Source organism: Streptomyces sp. YJ-C3, assembly GCF_053891275.1.
Genome location: NZ_CM132685.1, coordinates 5,591,207 through 5,607,897, shown reverse-complemented (window position 1 = coordinate 5,607,897; position 16,691 = coordinate 5,591,207). Strand labels below are relative to the sequence as shown.

General features: G+C 72.6%; 15 protein-coding genes. 6 read left to right on the top strand and 9 right to left on the bottom strand.

Features of this window, described 5'->3' with window-relative positions; translation table 11 throughout:
* Positions 1-31 precede the first annotated feature (31 nt).
* A complete protein-coding gene (locus ACVHNB_RS25065) occupies positions 32-601 on the top strand; it encodes a hypothetical protein (protein ID WP_428956417.1) in 570 nt (189 codons plus the stop codon).
* Here ACVHNB_RS25065 and ACVHNB_RS25060 read toward each other — a convergent pair.
* From ACVHNB_RS25060 to ACVHNB_RS25045, 4 genes are all read right to left on the bottom strand, one after another.
* Positions 598-1,929 (bottom strand): nucleobase:cation symporter-2 family protein, encoded by a 1,332-nt coding sequence (locus tag ACVHNB_RS25060; protein ID WP_456228943.1) that lies wholly within the window; start codon positions 1,927-1,929, stop codon positions 598-600. The two genes, ACVHNB_RS25065 and ACVHNB_RS25060, sit on opposite strands and share 4 nt — an antisense overlap.
* Positions 1,930-1,948: 19 nt before the next feature.
* A complete protein-coding gene (locus ACVHNB_RS25055) occupies positions 1,949-2,935 on the bottom strand; it encodes an isopenicillin N synthase family dioxygenase (protein ID WP_456225937.1) in 987 nt (328 codons plus the stop codon).
* A gap of 223 nt (positions 2,936-3,158) precedes the next feature.
* Positions 3,159-4,484 carry an amidohydrolase family protein gene (locus ACVHNB_RS25050; RefSeq protein WP_428956420.1) on the bottom strand — a complete coding sequence of 442 codons (1,326 nt, stop codon included), beginning with the start codon at positions 4,482-4,484 and terminating at the stop codon, positions 3,159-3,161.
* Complete coding sequence (locus ACVHNB_RS25045; RefSeq protein WP_456225936.1) at positions 4,481-5,812, bottom strand: uracil-xanthine permease family protein; 1,332 nt, start codon at positions 5,810-5,812, stop codon at positions 4,481-4,483. The genes ACVHNB_RS25050 and ACVHNB_RS25045 overlap by 4 nt, the downstream gene beginning before the upstream one ends.
* A 275-nt stretch (positions 5,813-6,087) precedes the next feature.
* On the opposite strand from ACVHNB_RS25045, the gene ACVHNB_RS25040 reads away from it, so the two are divergent.
* A complete protein-coding gene (locus ACVHNB_RS25040; RefSeq protein ID WP_428956422.1) occupies positions 6,088-7,143 on the top strand; it encodes a chitinase in 1,056 nt (351 codons plus the stop codon).
* 24 nt (positions 7,144-7,167) lie between these two features.
* Here ACVHNB_RS25040 and ACVHNB_RS25035 read toward each other — a convergent pair whose 3' ends face one another.
* On the bottom strand, positions 7,168-8,934 hold the full coding sequence (locus tag ACVHNB_RS25035; RefSeq protein ID WP_456225935.1) for a VanW family protein: 1,767 nt from the start codon (positions 8,932-8,934) through the stop codon (positions 7,168-7,170).
* An 82-nt stretch (positions 8,935-9,016) separates the two neighbouring features.
* Entirely contained in the window at positions 9,017-9,520 is a 504-nt protein-coding gene (locus ACVHNB_RS25030; protein ID WP_428956424.1) for a response regulator, read from the bottom strand.
* A gap of 330 nt (positions 9,521-9,850) precedes the next feature.
* Between ACVHNB_RS25030 and ACVHNB_RS25025 the strand changes: the two genes are divergently transcribed.
* Complete coding sequence (locus tag ACVHNB_RS25025; protein ID WP_456225934.1) at positions 9,851-11,107, top strand: amidohydrolase; 1,257 nt, start codon at positions 9,851-9,853, stop codon at positions 11,105-11,107.
* A 4-nt stretch (positions 11,108-11,111) separates the two neighbouring features.
* On the opposite strand, the gene ACVHNB_RS25020 is transcribed toward ACVHNB_RS25025, so the two are convergent.
* Positions 11,112-12,464 carry a vWA domain-containing protein gene (locus ACVHNB_RS25020; protein WP_456225933.1) on the bottom strand — a complete coding sequence of 451 codons (1,353 nt, stop codon included), beginning with the start codon at positions 12,462-12,464 and terminating at the stop codon, positions 11,112-11,114.
* Positions 12,461-13,318: an AAA family ATPase gene (locus ACVHNB_RS25015; protein ID WP_428957739.1), complete on the bottom strand. Its 858-nt coding sequence runs from the start codon at positions 13,316-13,318 to the stop codon at positions 12,461-12,463. The genes ACVHNB_RS25020 and ACVHNB_RS25015 overlap by 4 nt, the downstream gene beginning before the upstream one ends.
* A 168-nt stretch (positions 13,319-13,486) precedes the next feature.
* On the opposite strand from ACVHNB_RS25015, the gene ACVHNB_RS25010 reads away from it, so the two are divergent.
* From ACVHNB_RS25010 to ACVHNB_RS25000, 3 genes are all read left to right on the top strand, one after another.
* Positions 13,487-13,984 (top strand): winged helix-turn-helix transcriptional regulator, encoded by a 498-nt coding sequence (locus tag ACVHNB_RS25010; protein ID WP_428956427.1) that lies wholly within the window; start codon positions 13,487-13,489, stop codon positions 13,982-13,984.
* 95 nt (positions 13,985-14,079) lie between these two features.
* Positions 14,080-14,598 carry an SRPBCC family protein gene (locus tag ACVHNB_RS25005; protein WP_428956428.1) on the top strand — a complete coding sequence of 173 codons (519 nt, stop codon included), beginning with the start codon at positions 14,080-14,082 and terminating at the stop codon, positions 14,596-14,598.
* Positions 14,598-15,656, top strand: coding sequence for an LLM class flavin-dependent oxidoreductase (locus tag ACVHNB_RS25000; RefSeq protein WP_456225932.1), 1,059 nt, complete (start codon positions 14,598-14,600; stop codon positions 15,654-15,656). Before ACVHNB_RS25005 ends, ACVHNB_RS25000 begins: the two co-directional genes overlap by 1 nt.
* Positions 15,657-15,679: 23 nt before the next feature.
* Here the strand turns inward: ACVHNB_RS25000 and ACVHNB_RS24995 are convergent, their stop codons facing one another.
* Positions 15,680-16,681: a Ppx/GppA phosphatase family protein gene (locus ACVHNB_RS24995; RefSeq protein WP_456225931.1), complete on the bottom strand. Its 1,002-nt coding sequence runs from the start codon at positions 16,679-16,681 to the stop codon at positions 15,680-15,682.
* Positions 16,682-16,691: the final 10 nt, after the last annotated feature.

The following is a 16,691-nucleotide window of genomic DNA, read 5'->3' as shown; positions in this document are numbered from 1 at the left end:
CCGTACGGTCCGGACGTCCGGGGGAGATCACATGGACAGCGAGCACCGCCACGCCGACCGGGGTACGCCTCTGGCCCGGTTCGCCGGACGGATCCTCGTGGTGTGCCCGCGGTGCGGCGGCCGGGCCGTCGTCGTGCCCCGGCCCGGCGGACCCGAACTCCGTTATGACATCGAGCTGTTGTTCCTGCCGCGCCGACTGGCCTGCGCCGGGTGCGGTGCGACGAAGGAGTGGGAGCCGGAGCGCCGCGGCGGGGCCCGGCTGGGGGTGACGCTCGGCGGCCCGGCCGAGCCGTTCTTCGACCGCCCGCTGTGGTTGCAGGTGCGCTGCGCGGGTCACGTGCTGTGGGCCTACGACGCCGAGCACGTGGACGCGCTCGCCGCGTACGTCGGCGCGCGCCTCAGGGAGCGGGGGTGCACGCCGTCGTCCTGGGACATGTTCCCCAGGCTGCCTGACCGGACGACGTCGGCGGCGCGCCGTGAGGACGTCCTCGCGGGGCTCGACACCCTCCGCGCCCTCGCCGGCCGCTCGGCCCCCGGGGACCGCACCGACGCCGCCGACGGCAGCACGACGCGGGCGAGCCGGAGACGTGTGAGCTACTAGGCCGACAGTCTGACGGCCGGTTCCGGGAGGGGGGTGCGCCGCGCGCCCCGCCCGTTGAACGCCAGGTTCAGCCCGAACGCCACCAGCGTCGCGCTCGTCACCGGCGACCCCAGCACGATCCCCACCCCCTCCGGGAACCGGCTGTACAGATCGGGGGCCACCTCCGGGGCCATGCCCGCGCCGATGGACACCGCCACGATCAGCAGGTTGTGCGTGCCGTCGAAGTCCACCTTGCGCAGCGTGCCGATACCGACGGCGGCGACCGTCGCGAACATCACCAGACCGGCCGCGCCGACCACCGGCTGGGGCAGTCCGGCGACCAGCGCGCCCAGTTTGGGGATCAGGCCGAGCACCACGAGCATGCCGCCCGCGACCGTCGCGACGTGCCGGCTGCGCACCTTCGTCATCGTGACCAGGCCGACATTCTGCGCGAACACCGTGTCCAGGAAGGCGTTCATGACGCCGCCGAGGACACCGGACAGGCCGTCCGCCGCGAGGCCGCGCGCCATGTCCGCCGTCGTCAGCCGCTTCCCGGTCAGCTCCGCGACCGCGATGAGGTCCGCCGTCGACTCGGCGAACAGCACCAGCATCACCACGCACATGGAGAGCACCGCGACCGCGGGGAACTGCGGCGCGCCGAAGTGGAAGGGCGCGCTGACCCCGATCCAGTCCGCCGTCCGCGCGGCCGAGAGGTCGACCAGACCGAACGGCACCGCGACCGCCGTCCCCGCCAGCAGCCCCAGCAGGACGCCGGTCTGCGCGAGGAAGTCGCGCCCGAAGCGTGCCACCAGGAGAATCACGATCACCACGAAGGCGGCGAGCGCGAGACGCGAGGGCGCGGCGTGGTCGCCGGCCTTCGGATCGTTCCCGACGACCAGGTTCACCCCGACCCCGATCAGGGCGAGCCCGACCACCGTGATGACGACACCGCTCACCAGCGGCGGGAAGAAGCGCACCGCCTTCGCGAACGGATAGGCCACCAGCAGCCCGAAGACCCCCGCCGCCAGCATCGACCCGTACACCGCCTGCAGGCCGTACTCCCCGGCGATCAGGATCATCGGCGTCACCGCGGTGAACGCGGCCCCCGCCATCACCGGCATCCGCACGCCCAGGATCCGGCCGACCCCGGCGCCCTGGATCACCGTGACGACGCCCGCGACGAGCAGATCGGCGTTGATGAGCACCGCGACCGTCGCGGCGTCGAGACCGGCCGCCGCGCCGAACACCAGCGGCACCGTCACACACCCCGTGTACATCACGAGCACATGCTGCAGGCCCAGCACCGCGAGCCGTCCGAACCCCGATCCGGCCCGTTCCCTCATGGACATCGTCACGTCGGCCTCCCCTCTAGCGTGCGAAGTTGGCGGCGATCCGCTGCTGGATGTAGTCGGCCGCGGTGATCGGCGGATAGCGGCCCGCGGGCCCCTCGATCACCACGTCACGGTCGGCCTGCGCGAAGAACGCGATGCTGTAGCGGGCGGACCGGTCGTCGTCCGGGCCCGGGGACTTGACCCGGTGGAAGTTCGACGGCAGCCGGTCGTCGCTCCACCGCATCAGCATGTCCCCGATGTTGCAGGTGATCACGGAGTCCGCGGGCTCGACCGGCGTCCACTCCTGCGCCTCGGCCTCCTTGCCCGGGCACACCTGCAGGCCGCCCTGCCCGTCGCGCTGGAACAGCAGCGTCAGGCAGTCGAAGTCCGTGTGCGCGCCGGCCCGCCAGACGTCCGCCGGGATCTCGGCGTCCTCGGGCACCGCGAAGTAGTGCAGCATCCGCAGCGTCGACTGGTACTGGGCGCTCACCGGGTCGTGGGCCCGCGCGAAGAAGCCCTCGGGCAGCCCCAGCTTGTCGGCGAAGCACGACAGGACGCGCATCGCCAGTTTCCGGCAGCGCGCCTCGAACGCGAGCGTGCGCTCCTGGAAGCCGGGCAGCGCGTCGTCCGGCCACAGCCCGTCCATGTGCGGCCGGGTCAGCTGGTACGACTCCTTCTGGTCCGGCGTCCCGATCGACGGCCGGACCTGGGTCATCGACTCCCAGCCCGAGTTGAGGCCCTTCTTCAGGCCGTGCCGCGCCTTCGTCTCCTCCGGCAGTCCGAAGAAGCGCTCGGCGTCGGCGAACGCCCCGTCCACCAGCTCCTGTTCGATGCCGTGGTGCACGAGCTGGAAGAAACCGATGTCGGTGGCGGCGGCCCACAGCTCCTCGGTGATCTCGGCCTTGCGGGCGTCGAAGTCGCTGAGGTCGATGCGGCGGATCTCCCGGTCGGAGGTCTCCGTCCCGGCCCCGCCCATACGGGTCTCCTTGGCCAACTCGGCCATGCTGTACGTGATGTCACTCATCGCGGCTGTCGCTCCTCGAAGCGATCGTGGGTTTCCCGGGATGCAGTCACCGCCCCTGCGATCCCCACCGCGGGCGCTCAGAGGCCCGTGGGCACGGTCGCGGCGGACCCCTTCGCGGGCCCGGCGCCGTGGACTGGCACGGACCCCGGAGCGTGAGGTGCGCGGGGTCCGTACGCGATGCGTTCAGCCTGCCCGGCGTGTGTTTCCGCCGGGCATCACGGTGTTACGCGGCCGTAAAGCCGAGCCCGGCCGCCAACTCCCGCGACGGAAGCCGGACATGCTCCCCGTCGCGCACCAGGACCTCCCCGCCGACCAGGACCGCGGCCACGGTCCTGCTGCCCGCACAGGTCAGCAGCGTGGCCCCCGGATCGCGTACGGGCAGGCACGCGTAGTCCTTCTCGAACCGGTGCAGGACGAGGTCGGCCTGCAGACCGGGCCGCACCCCGTCCGGGCGCTCCTCCAGGCCGAGGACCCGGTTCGCGCCGTTCGCGGCCATCGCGAGCATCTCGGGGAAGCCGAACAGGTCCGCCTTGCGGTGCGCGGCCCGTTGCAGGTACGCGCCGATCCGCATCGCCTCCAGGATGTCCTGCGTGTCGTTGCTGGCCGCGCCGTCGACACCGAGCCCGACCCGCAGTCCGTCGGCGAGCATGTCCGGCACCGGCGCGATCCCGCTGCCGAGCCGCATGTTGCTGAGCGGGTTGTACGACACACCGACGCCGTGCCGGGCGAGCGTCGCGCGGCCGGCCGCGTCCAGCTCCACGCAGTGCACCGCGAGCAGCCGCTCCCACAGGAACCCGGCCCGCTCCAGGTAGTCGACGGCGCCGGCCCCCGTGTGCTCGCGGCACATCGCGTCGTCCGTCGTCGTCTCCAGCAGGTGCAGCGACACGGGCAGCCCGCGCTCGTCGGCGTAGGCGCGTACGGCTGCCATTCCCTCCGGTGTCAGACACCGCGGATTGGGCACGGCGAGGCCGACCTCGATCCGGCTGCCGCGCGCGGCGGCGATCAGCTCGTCGGTGTGCGCGAGAGCCTCCTTCAGCGGCTGCATCAGGCGCGGGTCGAAGCCCCACTTGCGGCTGCGGTCGGCGCGGTCGGCGACGCCCCGGCACAGCACGGCCCGTACGCCGCTGTCGCGCAGCGCCCGCAGCACCGCGTCGTGCACGGCGGGGGAGGGGTGCGGCCACATGTGCTCGACGAGCGTGGTGGTGCCGCTGCGCAGGGCCTCGGCAGCGGCGGCGGCCGCGGTCGCGTAGGCGCGTTCGGGGGTGAGCAGCGCCGCCTCCTCGCCGACCGCGCTGAGCCACGCCAGCAGGGGCAGCCCTTCGCCGATGCCGCGCAGGCCCGCCTGGAAGAGGTGCGTGTGCGTGTTCACCAGGCCGGGCGTGAGGTGTCCGCCGGTTCCGTCCAGGACCCGTCGTCCGTGGGGGAGTTCACCGGACGGGACGAGCGCCGTGATCCGCCCGTCGGCGAGATGGACGTCCGTGCCCGGGTGCCAGCGGCCCTCGCTGTAGACGGTGACGTCGGTGATCGTGTCGATGTCGGTCGTCGTCATCGGGCGTGGTCCTTCCGGGCGCGGGGCGTGTGGTGGAACAGCAGGTTCAGGGCGAAGGCGACGATCCCGGTGACGGCGATGCCGCTGTCCAGGACCGTGCGGACGTAGGAGGGGAGCGGCGCGTAGAAGTCCGGGGCGCCGACCGGGATCATGCCGAGCGCGAAGGCGAGCGCCGCGGTCAGCAGATTGCGGGAGTCGGTGAGGTCGGCGCGGGCCAGAATGCGCAGGCCGACGGCGCCGACCGTGCCGAACATGACGAGCGAGACCCCGCCGAGGACCGGTCCCGGCAGGGCGGCGACGGCCGCGCCGAGCACCGGGACGAACGCCAGCACCACCATCAGCAGGCCGGACAGCGCCACGACATGACGGCTGCGCACCCGCGTCACGCTCACCAGGCCGACGGACTGCCCGAACGTCACGACGGGAAAGGAGGCGAGCGCCCCGGACACCACGGTGGCGGCGCCGTCCGCGCGCAGCGCCCGTACGACCGTGGGCGCGTCGTCGCCGCGGCCGACGATCTGCCCGACGGCGAGGGTGTCGCCGACCGACTCGACCATGTTCACGAGCTGGACGACGAGCATCGCCGCGATCGCCGGGACGACGAACGTGGGCGCTCCGAAGGCGGTCGGGTCGGGAGCCGTCACCGCCTGCGCGTCCGCGATGCCCGAGCCGTCGAACAGCCCGAGGGGCACGGCCAGTACGGTTCCGGCGGCCATCGCGACGAGCACCGAGAACCGGGCGAGCGCGGGCGGCGCGAGGCGCTCCACCAGCACGACGAGCAGCACCGTCACCGCGGCCAGGGCGAGGCCGCGCCCGCCGCCGGCCCCGTGCCCGCCGGTGACGAGCCCGGCCGCGGACGGCACCAGGGAGAACCCGATGACGGCGATGACGGTCCCGGTGACCAGCGGCGGGAACAGGTGCAGCCACCGCCCGAACCACGGCGCGACGGCCAGGGTCACCAGGCCGGACACGATCGTCGCCCCGAACACGGCGGCGAGCCCGTGCTCCGCGCCGATCAGGATGGCGGGCGTGATGGCGGTGAAGGTCGACCCCATCACGATCGGCAGACGCGCCCCCAGCCACTTCACACCCAGTGACTGCAGCAGCGTGGCGAGGCCGCTCACCAGCAGATTGGCGCTGATGAGCAGCCGTATGCGGTCCTCGGGCAGGTGCAGCGCGGTGCCCACGAGGAGCGGCATCGTCGCCAGGCCCGCGTACGCGACGAGCAGATGCTGGAGGCTCAGCGGTACCAGGCGGCGCAGCGGCGGCCGGGCGTCGACGGGGTGCGGGTCCGGCGCGGGCGCGACGGCGTGCGTGGTGACAGCCATCGTTCCTCCCTGAAACTCGGTGGAAGACGGCTGGTTAGCGCCGACGCGGATCAACGTCCGTGCGCGCACCGGCCGTTGCAGCCATGACCGGTGTACGGGCGACCGTAGGGACGGTGTGTTTCGCCGGCATTGCCGCCAGGAGTCCGTCGCGGAACCCGGCCGGTCCGCCTCGACAGCCCATTGGTCCAGACCCATTGACGAAAGGTCTGGACCTCTCTAGCGTGCGTCGTGCTCACGCCAACCCCCACTCACCGGCGATCCTGCGGAGGCCCCCCATGTCCCGTCGCAGTCGTACGTCCCGTCTCCTCGGCGCGGCCCTCGCTGCTGCCGCCGCCCTGTCCACCGTCCTCGTCGCGGCGCCCGCCGCCCCCGCCGCCGACACCTGCGCGACCAAGCAGAGACCGGCCGGAAAGGTCCTCCAGGGCTACTGGGAGAACTGGGACGGAGCCTCGAACGGCGTCCACCCGCCCTTCGGCTGGACCCCGATCACCGACCCCGCACTCGCGCAGCACGGCTACAACGTGCTCAACGCCGCCTTCCCGGTGATCCGTTCCGACGGCACCGCGCTGTGGGAGGACGGCATGGACACCAACGTGAAGGTCGCGACCCCCGCCGAGATGTGCCAGGCCAAGGACGCCGGCCAGACGATCCTCATGTCCATCGGCGGCGCGGCGGCCGGTATCGACCTGAACTCCACCGCCGTCGCGGACCGCTTCGTCGAGACGATCGTCCCGATCCTGAAGAAGTACAACTTCGACGGCATCGACATCGACATCGAGACCGGCCTCACCGGCAGCGGCAGCATCGGTCAGCTGTCCACGTCGCAGACCAACCTGATCCGCATCATCGACGGCATCCTCGCCCAGATGCCCGCCGGGTTCGGCCTCACGATGGCCCCCGAGACCGCCTACGTCACCGGCGGCAGTGTCACCTACGGGTCGATCTGGGGCGCGTACCTGCCGGTCATCAAGAAGTACGCGGACAACGGCCGCCTGTGGTGGCTCAACATGCAGTACTACAACGGCTCCATGTACGGCTGCTCCGGCGACACCTACGAGGCCGGCACCGTGCAGGGCTTCACCGCCCAGACCGACTGCCTGAACAAGGGCCTCGTCGTCCAGGGCACCACCATCAAGGTCCCCTACGACAAGCAGGTGCCCGGCCTGCCCGCACAACCCGGCGCGGGCGGCGGCTACATGACGACCAGTCAGGTCGCGCAGGCCTGGAACACCTACGGCGGCGGCCTCAAGGGGCTGATGACCTGGTCCGCCAACTGGGACGGGTCGAAGGGGTGGACCTTCGGGGACAACGTGAAGAGCCTCCAGCAGTAGCCATGCCTGCGGGTCACCCGCGCATCACTCGCAGGTGACCTTGTCGCGTGGTGTGTAGTGCGTGCGGAACGTCTCGCGCTTCACCTCTTCGCCGCCGTTGCTCATGACCCGGTCCACGGCCACGTCGAACCCTTCGAGCGGCGGCTGCGGCACGCAGCTCTCCGAGTCGCTGGTGCGCTCCTTCGGCTGGGTGATGCGGGTGCGGGGGCCGGTGACGGACTCGACGTCGTCGTACTTGGGGGTGCCGAGGAAGGTGATGGTGACCGACGTGTCCGTCGCGTTCGCCAGGATGTAGAGGGCGTGCCCGGAGTCGTTGCGGAACGAGAGGTCGAGGGTGCCCCAGGCGACCGTGGCCTCGCGGCCCTCCGGGTAGCGCTCGATGTAGAACGAGTGGGCGCCGTGCTCGAGCGGCTGGACGCCCGCGAAGAAGATCGCGTTGAACATGGTGGTGGCCACCGCGGAGACACCGCCGCCGGGCGCCTTCTCGTACGAACCGTCCTGGATCATCGTGCCGTCGACGAAGCCGTTCTCCTTGGTGCGCTCACCGACCGTGCGGTTGAACGACCAGACGGCGTCGGACGGCACGAGCGAACCGTTGATCAGCTCCGCCGCGCGGCCGATGTTGGTGGTGCGGTACGGGGCCGGCTCGAAGTTCACGGTGAAGGTGGACATGCGCCGGGTGATGCCGAGCTTCTCCACGGTGGCCTTGGTGAGGCGGGGCTGGACCGCCTCGGTGGCCACCGGCGCCGTGCGGGCCCGGTCCCCGGTCTTCGCGAGCAGCGGCAGCACCGCCTTGTGCAGGGAGGCCGCGGTGAGCGTCCGGCCGGGCCTGCCGTCGGAGGCGACCACCACCCGGTCGCCGTCGAGACGGAGCCTGGCCTCGACCGGGCCGTCCGTGGCCCGGTCCACGGACCGGGCCACGGACGGATCGTCCAGCAGGCCCTGCCCGTCGAGCCGCAGCGCGAAGCGGTGGTCGTCGCCGGGCTCGACGGTGAGATGCGCGCCGAGCGCCGCCGGGGACACCTCGATCGTGTGCGCGCCCGTGGTGAGCTTCACCGGCCCGGACACGGCCGGAGTGGCCAACTCCTTCATGGCGCGGTCGAGTTCGTCCTGCCCGACGGCCGGTTGCGTGGTCTTCGTCGGCAGGTCGGCGGGCCGGGCGTCGCCCGAGGACGCCGACCTGCGCTCCGCGTAGGCGGCGCGCAGGGCGGTCGCCGCCCGGTCCACGTCGAGGGTGCGGCCCTGCCGTGGCTGCGTCGCCACCGCCGTGCCGTCGCGGAAGGCGATGGCGGCGTCCTCGGCCGAGGTGTCGTGGCCCTCGGCGAGGGCCTTCAGTGCGGCGCGGGCCTTGGTCCCGTCGACGCGGACGACCGGGTCCAGGGAGCGCCCGCCGGAGCCGAAGAGCCCGCCGATGACCGCGACCGGGTTCTTGTCCCGGCTGCCCGCCGCGTCCCGTGCCGTCGCCGCCGCGTCCACGGTGAGACCCGCCGCGGCGGGGTCGACCTTCGCGCCGGTGTCCCCGATCCGTACGGCGACGGGGGCCGACCAGTCGTCACCGCGCTGCTTCTCGAGCGCCGCGGCGGCCTGGGTGCGCGACATGCCGCCGATGTCGACGCCCTGCACCTGGGTGCCCTCGGGTATGTCGTCACCGGAACGCAGCAGGCCCACCACATACAGGGCGCCGAGGACGAGCACCGCGGCGGCCCCTGCCCACCACGCGGTGCGCCGGCCTCTGCCCCCGCGGCCGGCCGAAGCTCTGCCGGATATGTCGTCCGGGGCGGGATCGGACATGGCGTGCTCCCTCTCGGTGGGGCGCGCGCAAGCCGTTGACCTGCGACGACACGGACCAATCAGGCATCTGCTCGTCACCACCCTAAGGGCGCGAGGAAGGCCCTGCCCGTCGGGCGGCCGAGCCGCCCCGGTCGCTCTCGGCCGCTGCGTCGCGCCGGGCCGCCGCCGACTGCCGGGCGATTTCGGCCTCCAGGGACTTGATGCGGCGCAGATAGCGCAGATGGGAGGAGACCTTGATGCGCAGCAGCCACGGGTCGACGGGTTTGGTGAGAATGTCGGCCACGCTCAACTCGTAGGCCTCCTCGGCAAGTTGCGCATGCCGGAACAGACCGGTCAGGAGGATCACGGGGATGCCGGAGGTCTGGTCGAGCCGGTGCAGATGCCGGGCCACCTCGAGGCCCGTGATGCCCGGCATGACGACATCCAGGATGATCAGGTCGATGCCGCCCCGCAGCACCGCCTTGAGCGCCTCCTCGCCGCTCTGCACGCGCTCGGTGGCGCAGCCGAGCGGTGTCAGCGCGCCCTCCAGGGCGACGAGGGTCTCCTCGTGGTTGTCCACGAGGAGCACCGTGAGTTCCGTCGGCATGTCACCGTCCTTGGTGGGCTGCTCCACGAGGGGGCCCGCGCAGCGTACGGGGCAGGCTGTCGTGTGACGCCTCGGCCGACTCTTTGCTGGTGCCGTGCGGAGTGGACTGGAAGAGAGCAGGGGTGGGCAAGGGGACGGGGCGGGCCCGCAAGGGGCCGCTCGTCAACGATGTGGGGTCCGGGCCGCGTGACGACAGGGGCCGGACGGCCCCCGCACGGTGCTCAGTGGCCCCTTGTCGTGAGCACTCCCCGCCTGGGCCGGCGTCCGGGCTGGCGACATGATCACCCCGGCGGTAGCGTGCCCGCATCGGCGCGCGAGGAGGGCTGGGGCATGGCACAGACGGTGACCGCGGGGCTGGCCACGATGAAGGACGAGCTGGCCGACCTGTACCGCGATCTGCACCAGCACCCGGAACTGTCGCTCCAGGAGACGCGCACGGCCGGTCTGCTCGCCGGGCGGCTGCGGGACGCCGGCTTCGACGAGGTGATCGAGAAGATCGGCGGCACCGGCGTGGCCGGGGTGCTGCGCAACGGCACGGGGCCGGTCGTCATGCTCCGCGCCGACATCGACGCGCTGCCCGTGGAGGAGCAGACGGACCTGCCGTACGCGAGCCGGGTCCGCGGCGTCGACGGCGAGGGCCGCGACGTCCCGGTCATGCACGCCTGCGGCCACGACATGCACGCGACCTGCCTGGTCGGGGCCGTCACCCTGCTCGCCCGGGCGCGCGAGCAGTGGTCCGGGACGCTGCTCGTCGTGTTCCAGCCCGCCGAGGAACTGGCGCGCGGCGCCCGCGACATGGTCGAGGCCGGCCTCTTCGAGCGGGTCCCGAAGCCGGAGATCGTACTGGGCCAGCACGTCGGACCGCTGCCGGCCGGCTTCATCGGCTTCGGCACCGGACCGGTGATGGCGGCCTCCGACTCCCTCGACGTCACCCTGCACGGGCGCGGCGCGCACGGCTCGCGCCCGGAGGCGTCCGTCGACCCCGTGCTGATGGCCGCGAACGTCGTCACCCGGCTGCAGGGCATCGTCGGCCGCGAGGTGCCGCCGGCCGATACCGCCGTGGTCACCGTCGGCCGGCTGCAGGCCGGCACGAAGGACAACATCATCCCGAGCACGGCCGAACTCGGCATCAACATCCGCACCTACACGCCGGAGACCCGCACCCTGGTCCGCGCCGCCGTGGAGCGCATCGTGCGCGCCGAGTCGAAGGCGAGCGCCGCGGTCGCCGAGCCCACCCTGGAGTGGCTGGCCAGCGCGCCCGCCCTGGTGAGCGACCCCGACGGGACCAGGACCACGGTGGCCGCGTTCGCCGCGCACTTCGGGCAGGAACGCGTGATGCCGATGCCGCAGGTCAACGCGAGCGAGGACGTCGGCGTGTTCGGCGACGCGCTGGGCGTGCCCACGGTCTTCTGGTTCTGGGGCGGACTGGAGACGCGGACGGTGGTCGCCGCGCTGCAGGAGGGCCGCCTCGACGACCTGCCGAGCAACCACTCGCCGCATTTCGCCCCGCTCGTCGAGCCGACCCTGAGCACGGGCGTCGAAGCCCTCGTGGTCGCGGCCCTCACCTGGCTCGACGGCGCCGCATAGGCAGCTAGACCGGCAGCAACCGCCCCACCAGCGCGCTCAGTTGGCGCGCCGTGCGGCACTCGTGCATCGTCACGACGTCCGCGTACGCGCCGGCCGCCGAGTCGCCCGTGTCCCACAGGGAGCGCGGCTCCGGGTTCAGCCAGTGGACGCGGCGGGCCGAGCGGGCGATGCGGCGCAGGGCCGCGACGTTCGGGTCCATCTGGTTCGTGCGGGCGTCGCCCAGGACGAACACCGAGGTGCGCGGGCCGACCGCCGCCTCGTAGCGCTCGACGAACTCCCCGAGGGCGGTGCCGTAGTCGCTGCTGCCGTGCCAGCCGGTGACCGCCGCCTGCGTGGTGATGCGGTCGCCGAGCCCCTCCGGGTCGGCGGTGCCGCGGGCGATGAGGTCGGTGACCTCGTCGATCCGGTTGACGAAGGCGAACACGCGGATCTTGCTGAACTCGTCGTGCAGCGCCTGCACCAGCAGCATCGTGAAGTTCGCGAAGCCCGCGACCGAACCCGACACATCGCACAGCAGCACGAGTTCGGGACGGGCGGGACGGCGTCTGCGCAGCACCGGGCGCATCGGGACGCCGCCGGTGGAGAGCGAGCCGCGCAGCGTCCGGCGCAGGTCGATGTGGCCGCGCGCGGCCCGGCGGCGACGGGCCGCGAGGCGCGTCGCCAGCTTGCGGGCCAGCGGGTGCACGGTCCTGCGCAGCTCGGCGAGCTGCTCCTTGCCCGCGTACAGGAACTGGGTGCGGTCGGGGGTCCGCACGGGGACGCGGCGGGCCATCTCGTCCGTGCCGCGGCGCTCGGCGACCCGGCGGCGCGCCTCGGAGCGCACCTGCTCACGGAAGTCCTCGATCCGGCGCCGGATCTCGTCGGCCTCGATGCGGTCGGTGAACGCGCCGGAGCCGCCGCCCGCCTCCCGGATGCCGGCCATGATCCGGGCGAGCAGGGTCTGCGGGCGCAGCCGGTCGAGGGTCTGCATCGACGACCAGCCGTCCGCGTCGTACCCGCCGAGTCCGTCGACCGCTTCGGCGGCCAGCCGCGCCATCGCCGACCGGTCGTTCGCGGCGAGCGCGTCGGCGAGCCGCTCACGGAGCCCGGCCCGGTCGAAGGCGCCGTCCGGCCGCTCCGGCGCCCCCACGTCGCGCGGGAAGTACAGGTCGAAGACCGGGTCGAAGACATCGCGCTGGCCCTGGTCGTGCAGCAGCGCCGCGGCGAGCCCTTCGCGCAGATGCTCGCGGTGGTCGAGACCGAGCGCCGCGACGGCCCGCGCCGCGTCCACGCTCTCGCCGGTGCCGATCCGGATGCCGTGCGTGCGCAGCGCCCGGACCAGTGACGTCACCCGGTCCGTGACCGACGGCGTGCTCACACCGCGTCCAGGTCGAGCTTGGCGGTGGCCGTCGCCACGTCCTCCTGGTGCTTGAGGACGACACCGAGGGACTGGCGCACGACCTCCTCGTCCAGCCGGTCCGCGCCGAGCGCGAGCAGCGTGCGCGCCCAGTCGACCGTCTCCGCCACCGACGGCACCTTGCGCAGGTCCATCGCGCGCAGCGCGCCCACCACCCGGACCAGGGACTCGGCCAGCACCGTGTCGAGCTCGGGCACCTTCAGCGCGACGATCCGGCGCTCCAGCTCCTCCTCGGGGAAGCCGATGTGCAGGAACAGACAGCGCCGGCGCAGGGCCTCGGACAGCTCACGGCTGGCGTTGGACGTGAGAACGACGAACGGGCGCCGGGTGGCGCTGATCGTGCCCAGCTCGGGCACCGTGACCTGGAAGTCGCTGAGCACCTCCAGGAGCAGGCCCTCCACCTCCACGTCCGCCTTGTCCATCTCGTCGATGAGCAGGACCTTCGCGTCGTCGCCGCGGATCGCGGTGAGCAGCGGACGGGTGAGCAGGAACTCCTCGCTGAAGATGTCCGTGCGCGTCTGGTCCCACGACTCGTCGCGGCCCGCGGTGATGCGCAGCAACTGCTTGGCGTGGTTCCACTCGTACAGCGCGCGCGACTCGTCGACGCCCTCGTAGCACTGGAGGCGGATCAGCCGCGCGTCGCTGATCGCGGCGACCGCCTTGGCCAGCTCCGTCTTGCCGACGCCCGCCGGGCCCTCGACGAGCAGCGGCTTGCCGAGCCGGGCCGCCAGGAACACGGTGGTCGCGACCGCGGGCGAGGCCAGGTAACCGGTCTCGGCCAGGCGTGCGGTGACATCGTCCACGGAAGTGAACAACGGGGCCTCCAGCTGGTTGCGTTGCGGTCGCTCCAGCTGATCAGCTCCGCGCGGCCGCCACAACCGGCCGGCCCGGTTCATGGCGAACGTCACGTCCCGCCGATCCCCGGGGCCGTCTGCTGAGTCTCGTACAGGGACCCACTGGCGCGCCCTCCGTATCCTGACGGCATGAGGCGCACTTCCTTTGCCGACTGGCCCTGCTCCATCGCCCGCACCATGGATCTCCTCGGTGACTGGTGGACGCCGCTCGTGCTGCGCGAGGCGTTCTACGGGATCACCCGCTTCGACGGCTTCCAGCAGGAGCTCGGCATCGCCCGCACCACTCTCGCGGAGCGGCTGCGCCGCCTCGTCGACGAGGGGCTGATGGAGAAGCGCGCCTACCAGACCGAGCCGGTGCGCCACGACTACGTCCTCACGGAGATGGGCCGCGACTTCTTCGGGGTGCTCGCGGCCATGAACTCCTGGGGCAACCGCTGGCTGTCGGGTGACGCGGGCGCCCCCGTCGTCTTCGAGCACGACCGCTGCGGTCACCGCACCGAGGCCGCGGTCGTGTGTGCCGACTGCGGGGAGCCGATGACGGCCGACGACACCCGGCCCCGGATGGGCCCCGGCTACCCCCGGCGCCTCGCCGAACGCCCCGACATCCGCGAGCGGTTCACCCGCTGAACGATCGCCCCGGACCAGGGCGTCCCTCTTGACGTAGTGAGTCCATCTACGAAACTCTCGTGGTCAGAGCCGGTGAAACAGAGAGGTGGGCCACGATGGAGTGGACGGGCGCGCGGTACGCGGACACCCCGACCGTCGAGGTGCGGCGCAGGATCGAGGCGGCGCCGCGGCGGGTCTGGGAGCTGGTGACGGACATCGGTCTGATGCCGCGCCTGAGCGACGAGCTGCAGTCGGCCGAGTGGCTCGGGGAGGTGACGGGCCCGGCGGTCGGCGCCCGGTTCGTCGGCCGCAACCGGCACGAGGCGTTCGGCTCCTGGGAGACCACGTCGTACGTCGTCGAGTGCGCCGCCCCGCACCGGTTCGCCTGGGCCGTCTCGGACCCCGAACATCCCAGCGCCGTATGGCGGTTCACCCTCGAAGCGCGCGACGACGGGACCACGGACCTGACCCAGTGGATGCAGCTCGGCCCGGGCCGCTCCGGACTCTCGTTCGCCATCGACCGGACGCCGGAGAAGGAACAGAAGATCGTCTTCGTGCGGCTGCGGGAGTTCGAGCGGAACATGGGCGTCACGCTCGACGCCCTGAAGGCGCTCGCGGAAGAGGAGGCCGTCTGATGCGCACGTCCACGACGATCGAGGCGTCCGGCGGGAACTGGCGGGAGACCGTCGACTTCGTGACCGAGGCCGAGAAGCTCGGCATGGACATCTGCTGGGTCGCCGAGGCATGGGGCTCCGAAGCGCCGTCCGCGCTCGGCTACTTGGCGGCGCGCACGGAACGGATGCTGCTCGGCTCCGGCATCATCCAGCTCGCCACCCGCACCCCGGCCGCCATCGCCCGCGCCGCGATCACCCTCTCCAACCTCTCCGAGGGCCGCTTCCTGCTGGGCCTCGGCCCGTCCGGGCCGCAGGTGATCGAGGGGCTGCACGGAGTGCCGTTCGACCGGCCGCTGACGCGGATGCGGGAGACGGTCGAGATCGTGAGGATGGCGCTGACCGGAGAGAAACTCGCCTACCAGGGACGTGAGTTCACGCTCCCGCTGCCCGGCGGCGATGCGAAGCCCATGCGCCTGTCGATGCGGGCGGAGCACGAACTGCCCGTCTATCTGGCCACGTTGTCGCCGAAGATGCTCCGGCTGACCGGAGAGGTGGCCGACGGCTGGCTGGGCACCAGCTTCGTGCCGGAGGGCGCAGGGGAGGCGTACTTCGACCACCTCGACGCCGGGCTCGCCGCGTCCGGCCGCACCCGTGCCGACCTCGACATCTGCCAGGGCGCCGAGGTGAACTTCGCGGAGGACGAGCAGTCACTGCGGGCGATCGTCGCGAGCCGCAAGAAGGAGCTCGCCTTCAGCCTCGGCGGCATGGGGTCCGCCACGACGAACTTCTACAACCAGGCCTACAGCAGGCAGGGGTGGGCCGAGGTCGCCGCCGCCGTCCGTGAGCGCTGGCAGGCCGGCGACCGGGACGGGGCCACCGCCCTGGTCACCGACGACATGGTCCTCGCCACGACCCTCATCGGCACCGAGGACATGGTGCGGGCCCGGCTGAAGGTGTGGCGGGACGCCGGCGTCGACACCGTCCGTCTCTACCCGGCGGGCGACACGCCTGCCGCGCGCCTGACGACGCTGGGGCGGGCCATCGACCTCGTACGGGGCGTGGACCGGGACGCCGGGTGAGGGGGACCCGGCCGTCCCGTGCCTCAGCGCGGCACCGCGAGCCGCAACTTCACCGCTGAGACGGTCTGTTGGGTGGTCGGCGCGAGCTTCCCCGACCACCAGCCCGTGTCCCCCTCGATGCGCCGCAGCAGGATGCCCTCACGGATCGCCCAGGGGCAGATGGTGAGTTCGCGCATCCCCATCAGCTTCATCGCCGTGTGACCGACCAGCGCCCCGGCCAGCGACTGGGCCGCGCGCGGTGCCGAGATGCCGGGAAGTTCCGCGCGGCGCGCCACCGGGCGCAGCGCCAGCTCGGTGACGGCCGAGCCCAGGTCCTTGCGTGCCAGCCGGCGCGGCACGAACGGCCCGTGCCGTCCGGGCGGCGCCCCGCACAGCCGGGCCAGCTGCGTGAACGTACGGGACGTGGCGGCCGCCGTGAGCGGCCCCTCCCAGCGGATGCGGGCCGCGACGTCCCGCAGCCCGTGCCGCACATGGCGGCGCAGCGCCTTCAGCTCCTCGTCGGTCGCCGGGTCGCCGCCGGGCAGGAACTCCCGCGTCAGCCGGGCCGCGCCGAGCGGCAGCGACACCGCGAAGTCCGGCAACCGGCCCCGCCCGAAAGCGACTTCGAGGGTGCCGCCGCCGATGTCCAGGACGCCGAGCGGACCCGCGCGCCAGCCCATCCAGCGGCGCGCCGCGAGGAACGTCAGCTCGGCCTCCACCTCGCCGGGCAGCACCCGCAGCCGTACCCCCGTGCCCCGCTCCACGGCGCGCAGCACCTCGTCCCGGTTCGGCGCGTCGCGCACGACGGCCGTGGCGAAGGCGAACGGCTCGTCGCTGCCCCACCGTTCGGCCTCCGCGCACGCGGCCGCGACCGCCTCGACGATCCGTTCGACGGCCCCCGGCCCGAGTCTTCGGTCGCTGTCGACGTCCTCGGACAGGTGCAGCCGGCGCTTGGCCGTGTGCACCGGCAGCGGTGCGCCGTCCCGGGCGTCCGCGATCGCGAGGCGCGCCGTGTTCGATCCGACATCCACCACACTTATACGCATGATCGTTCGA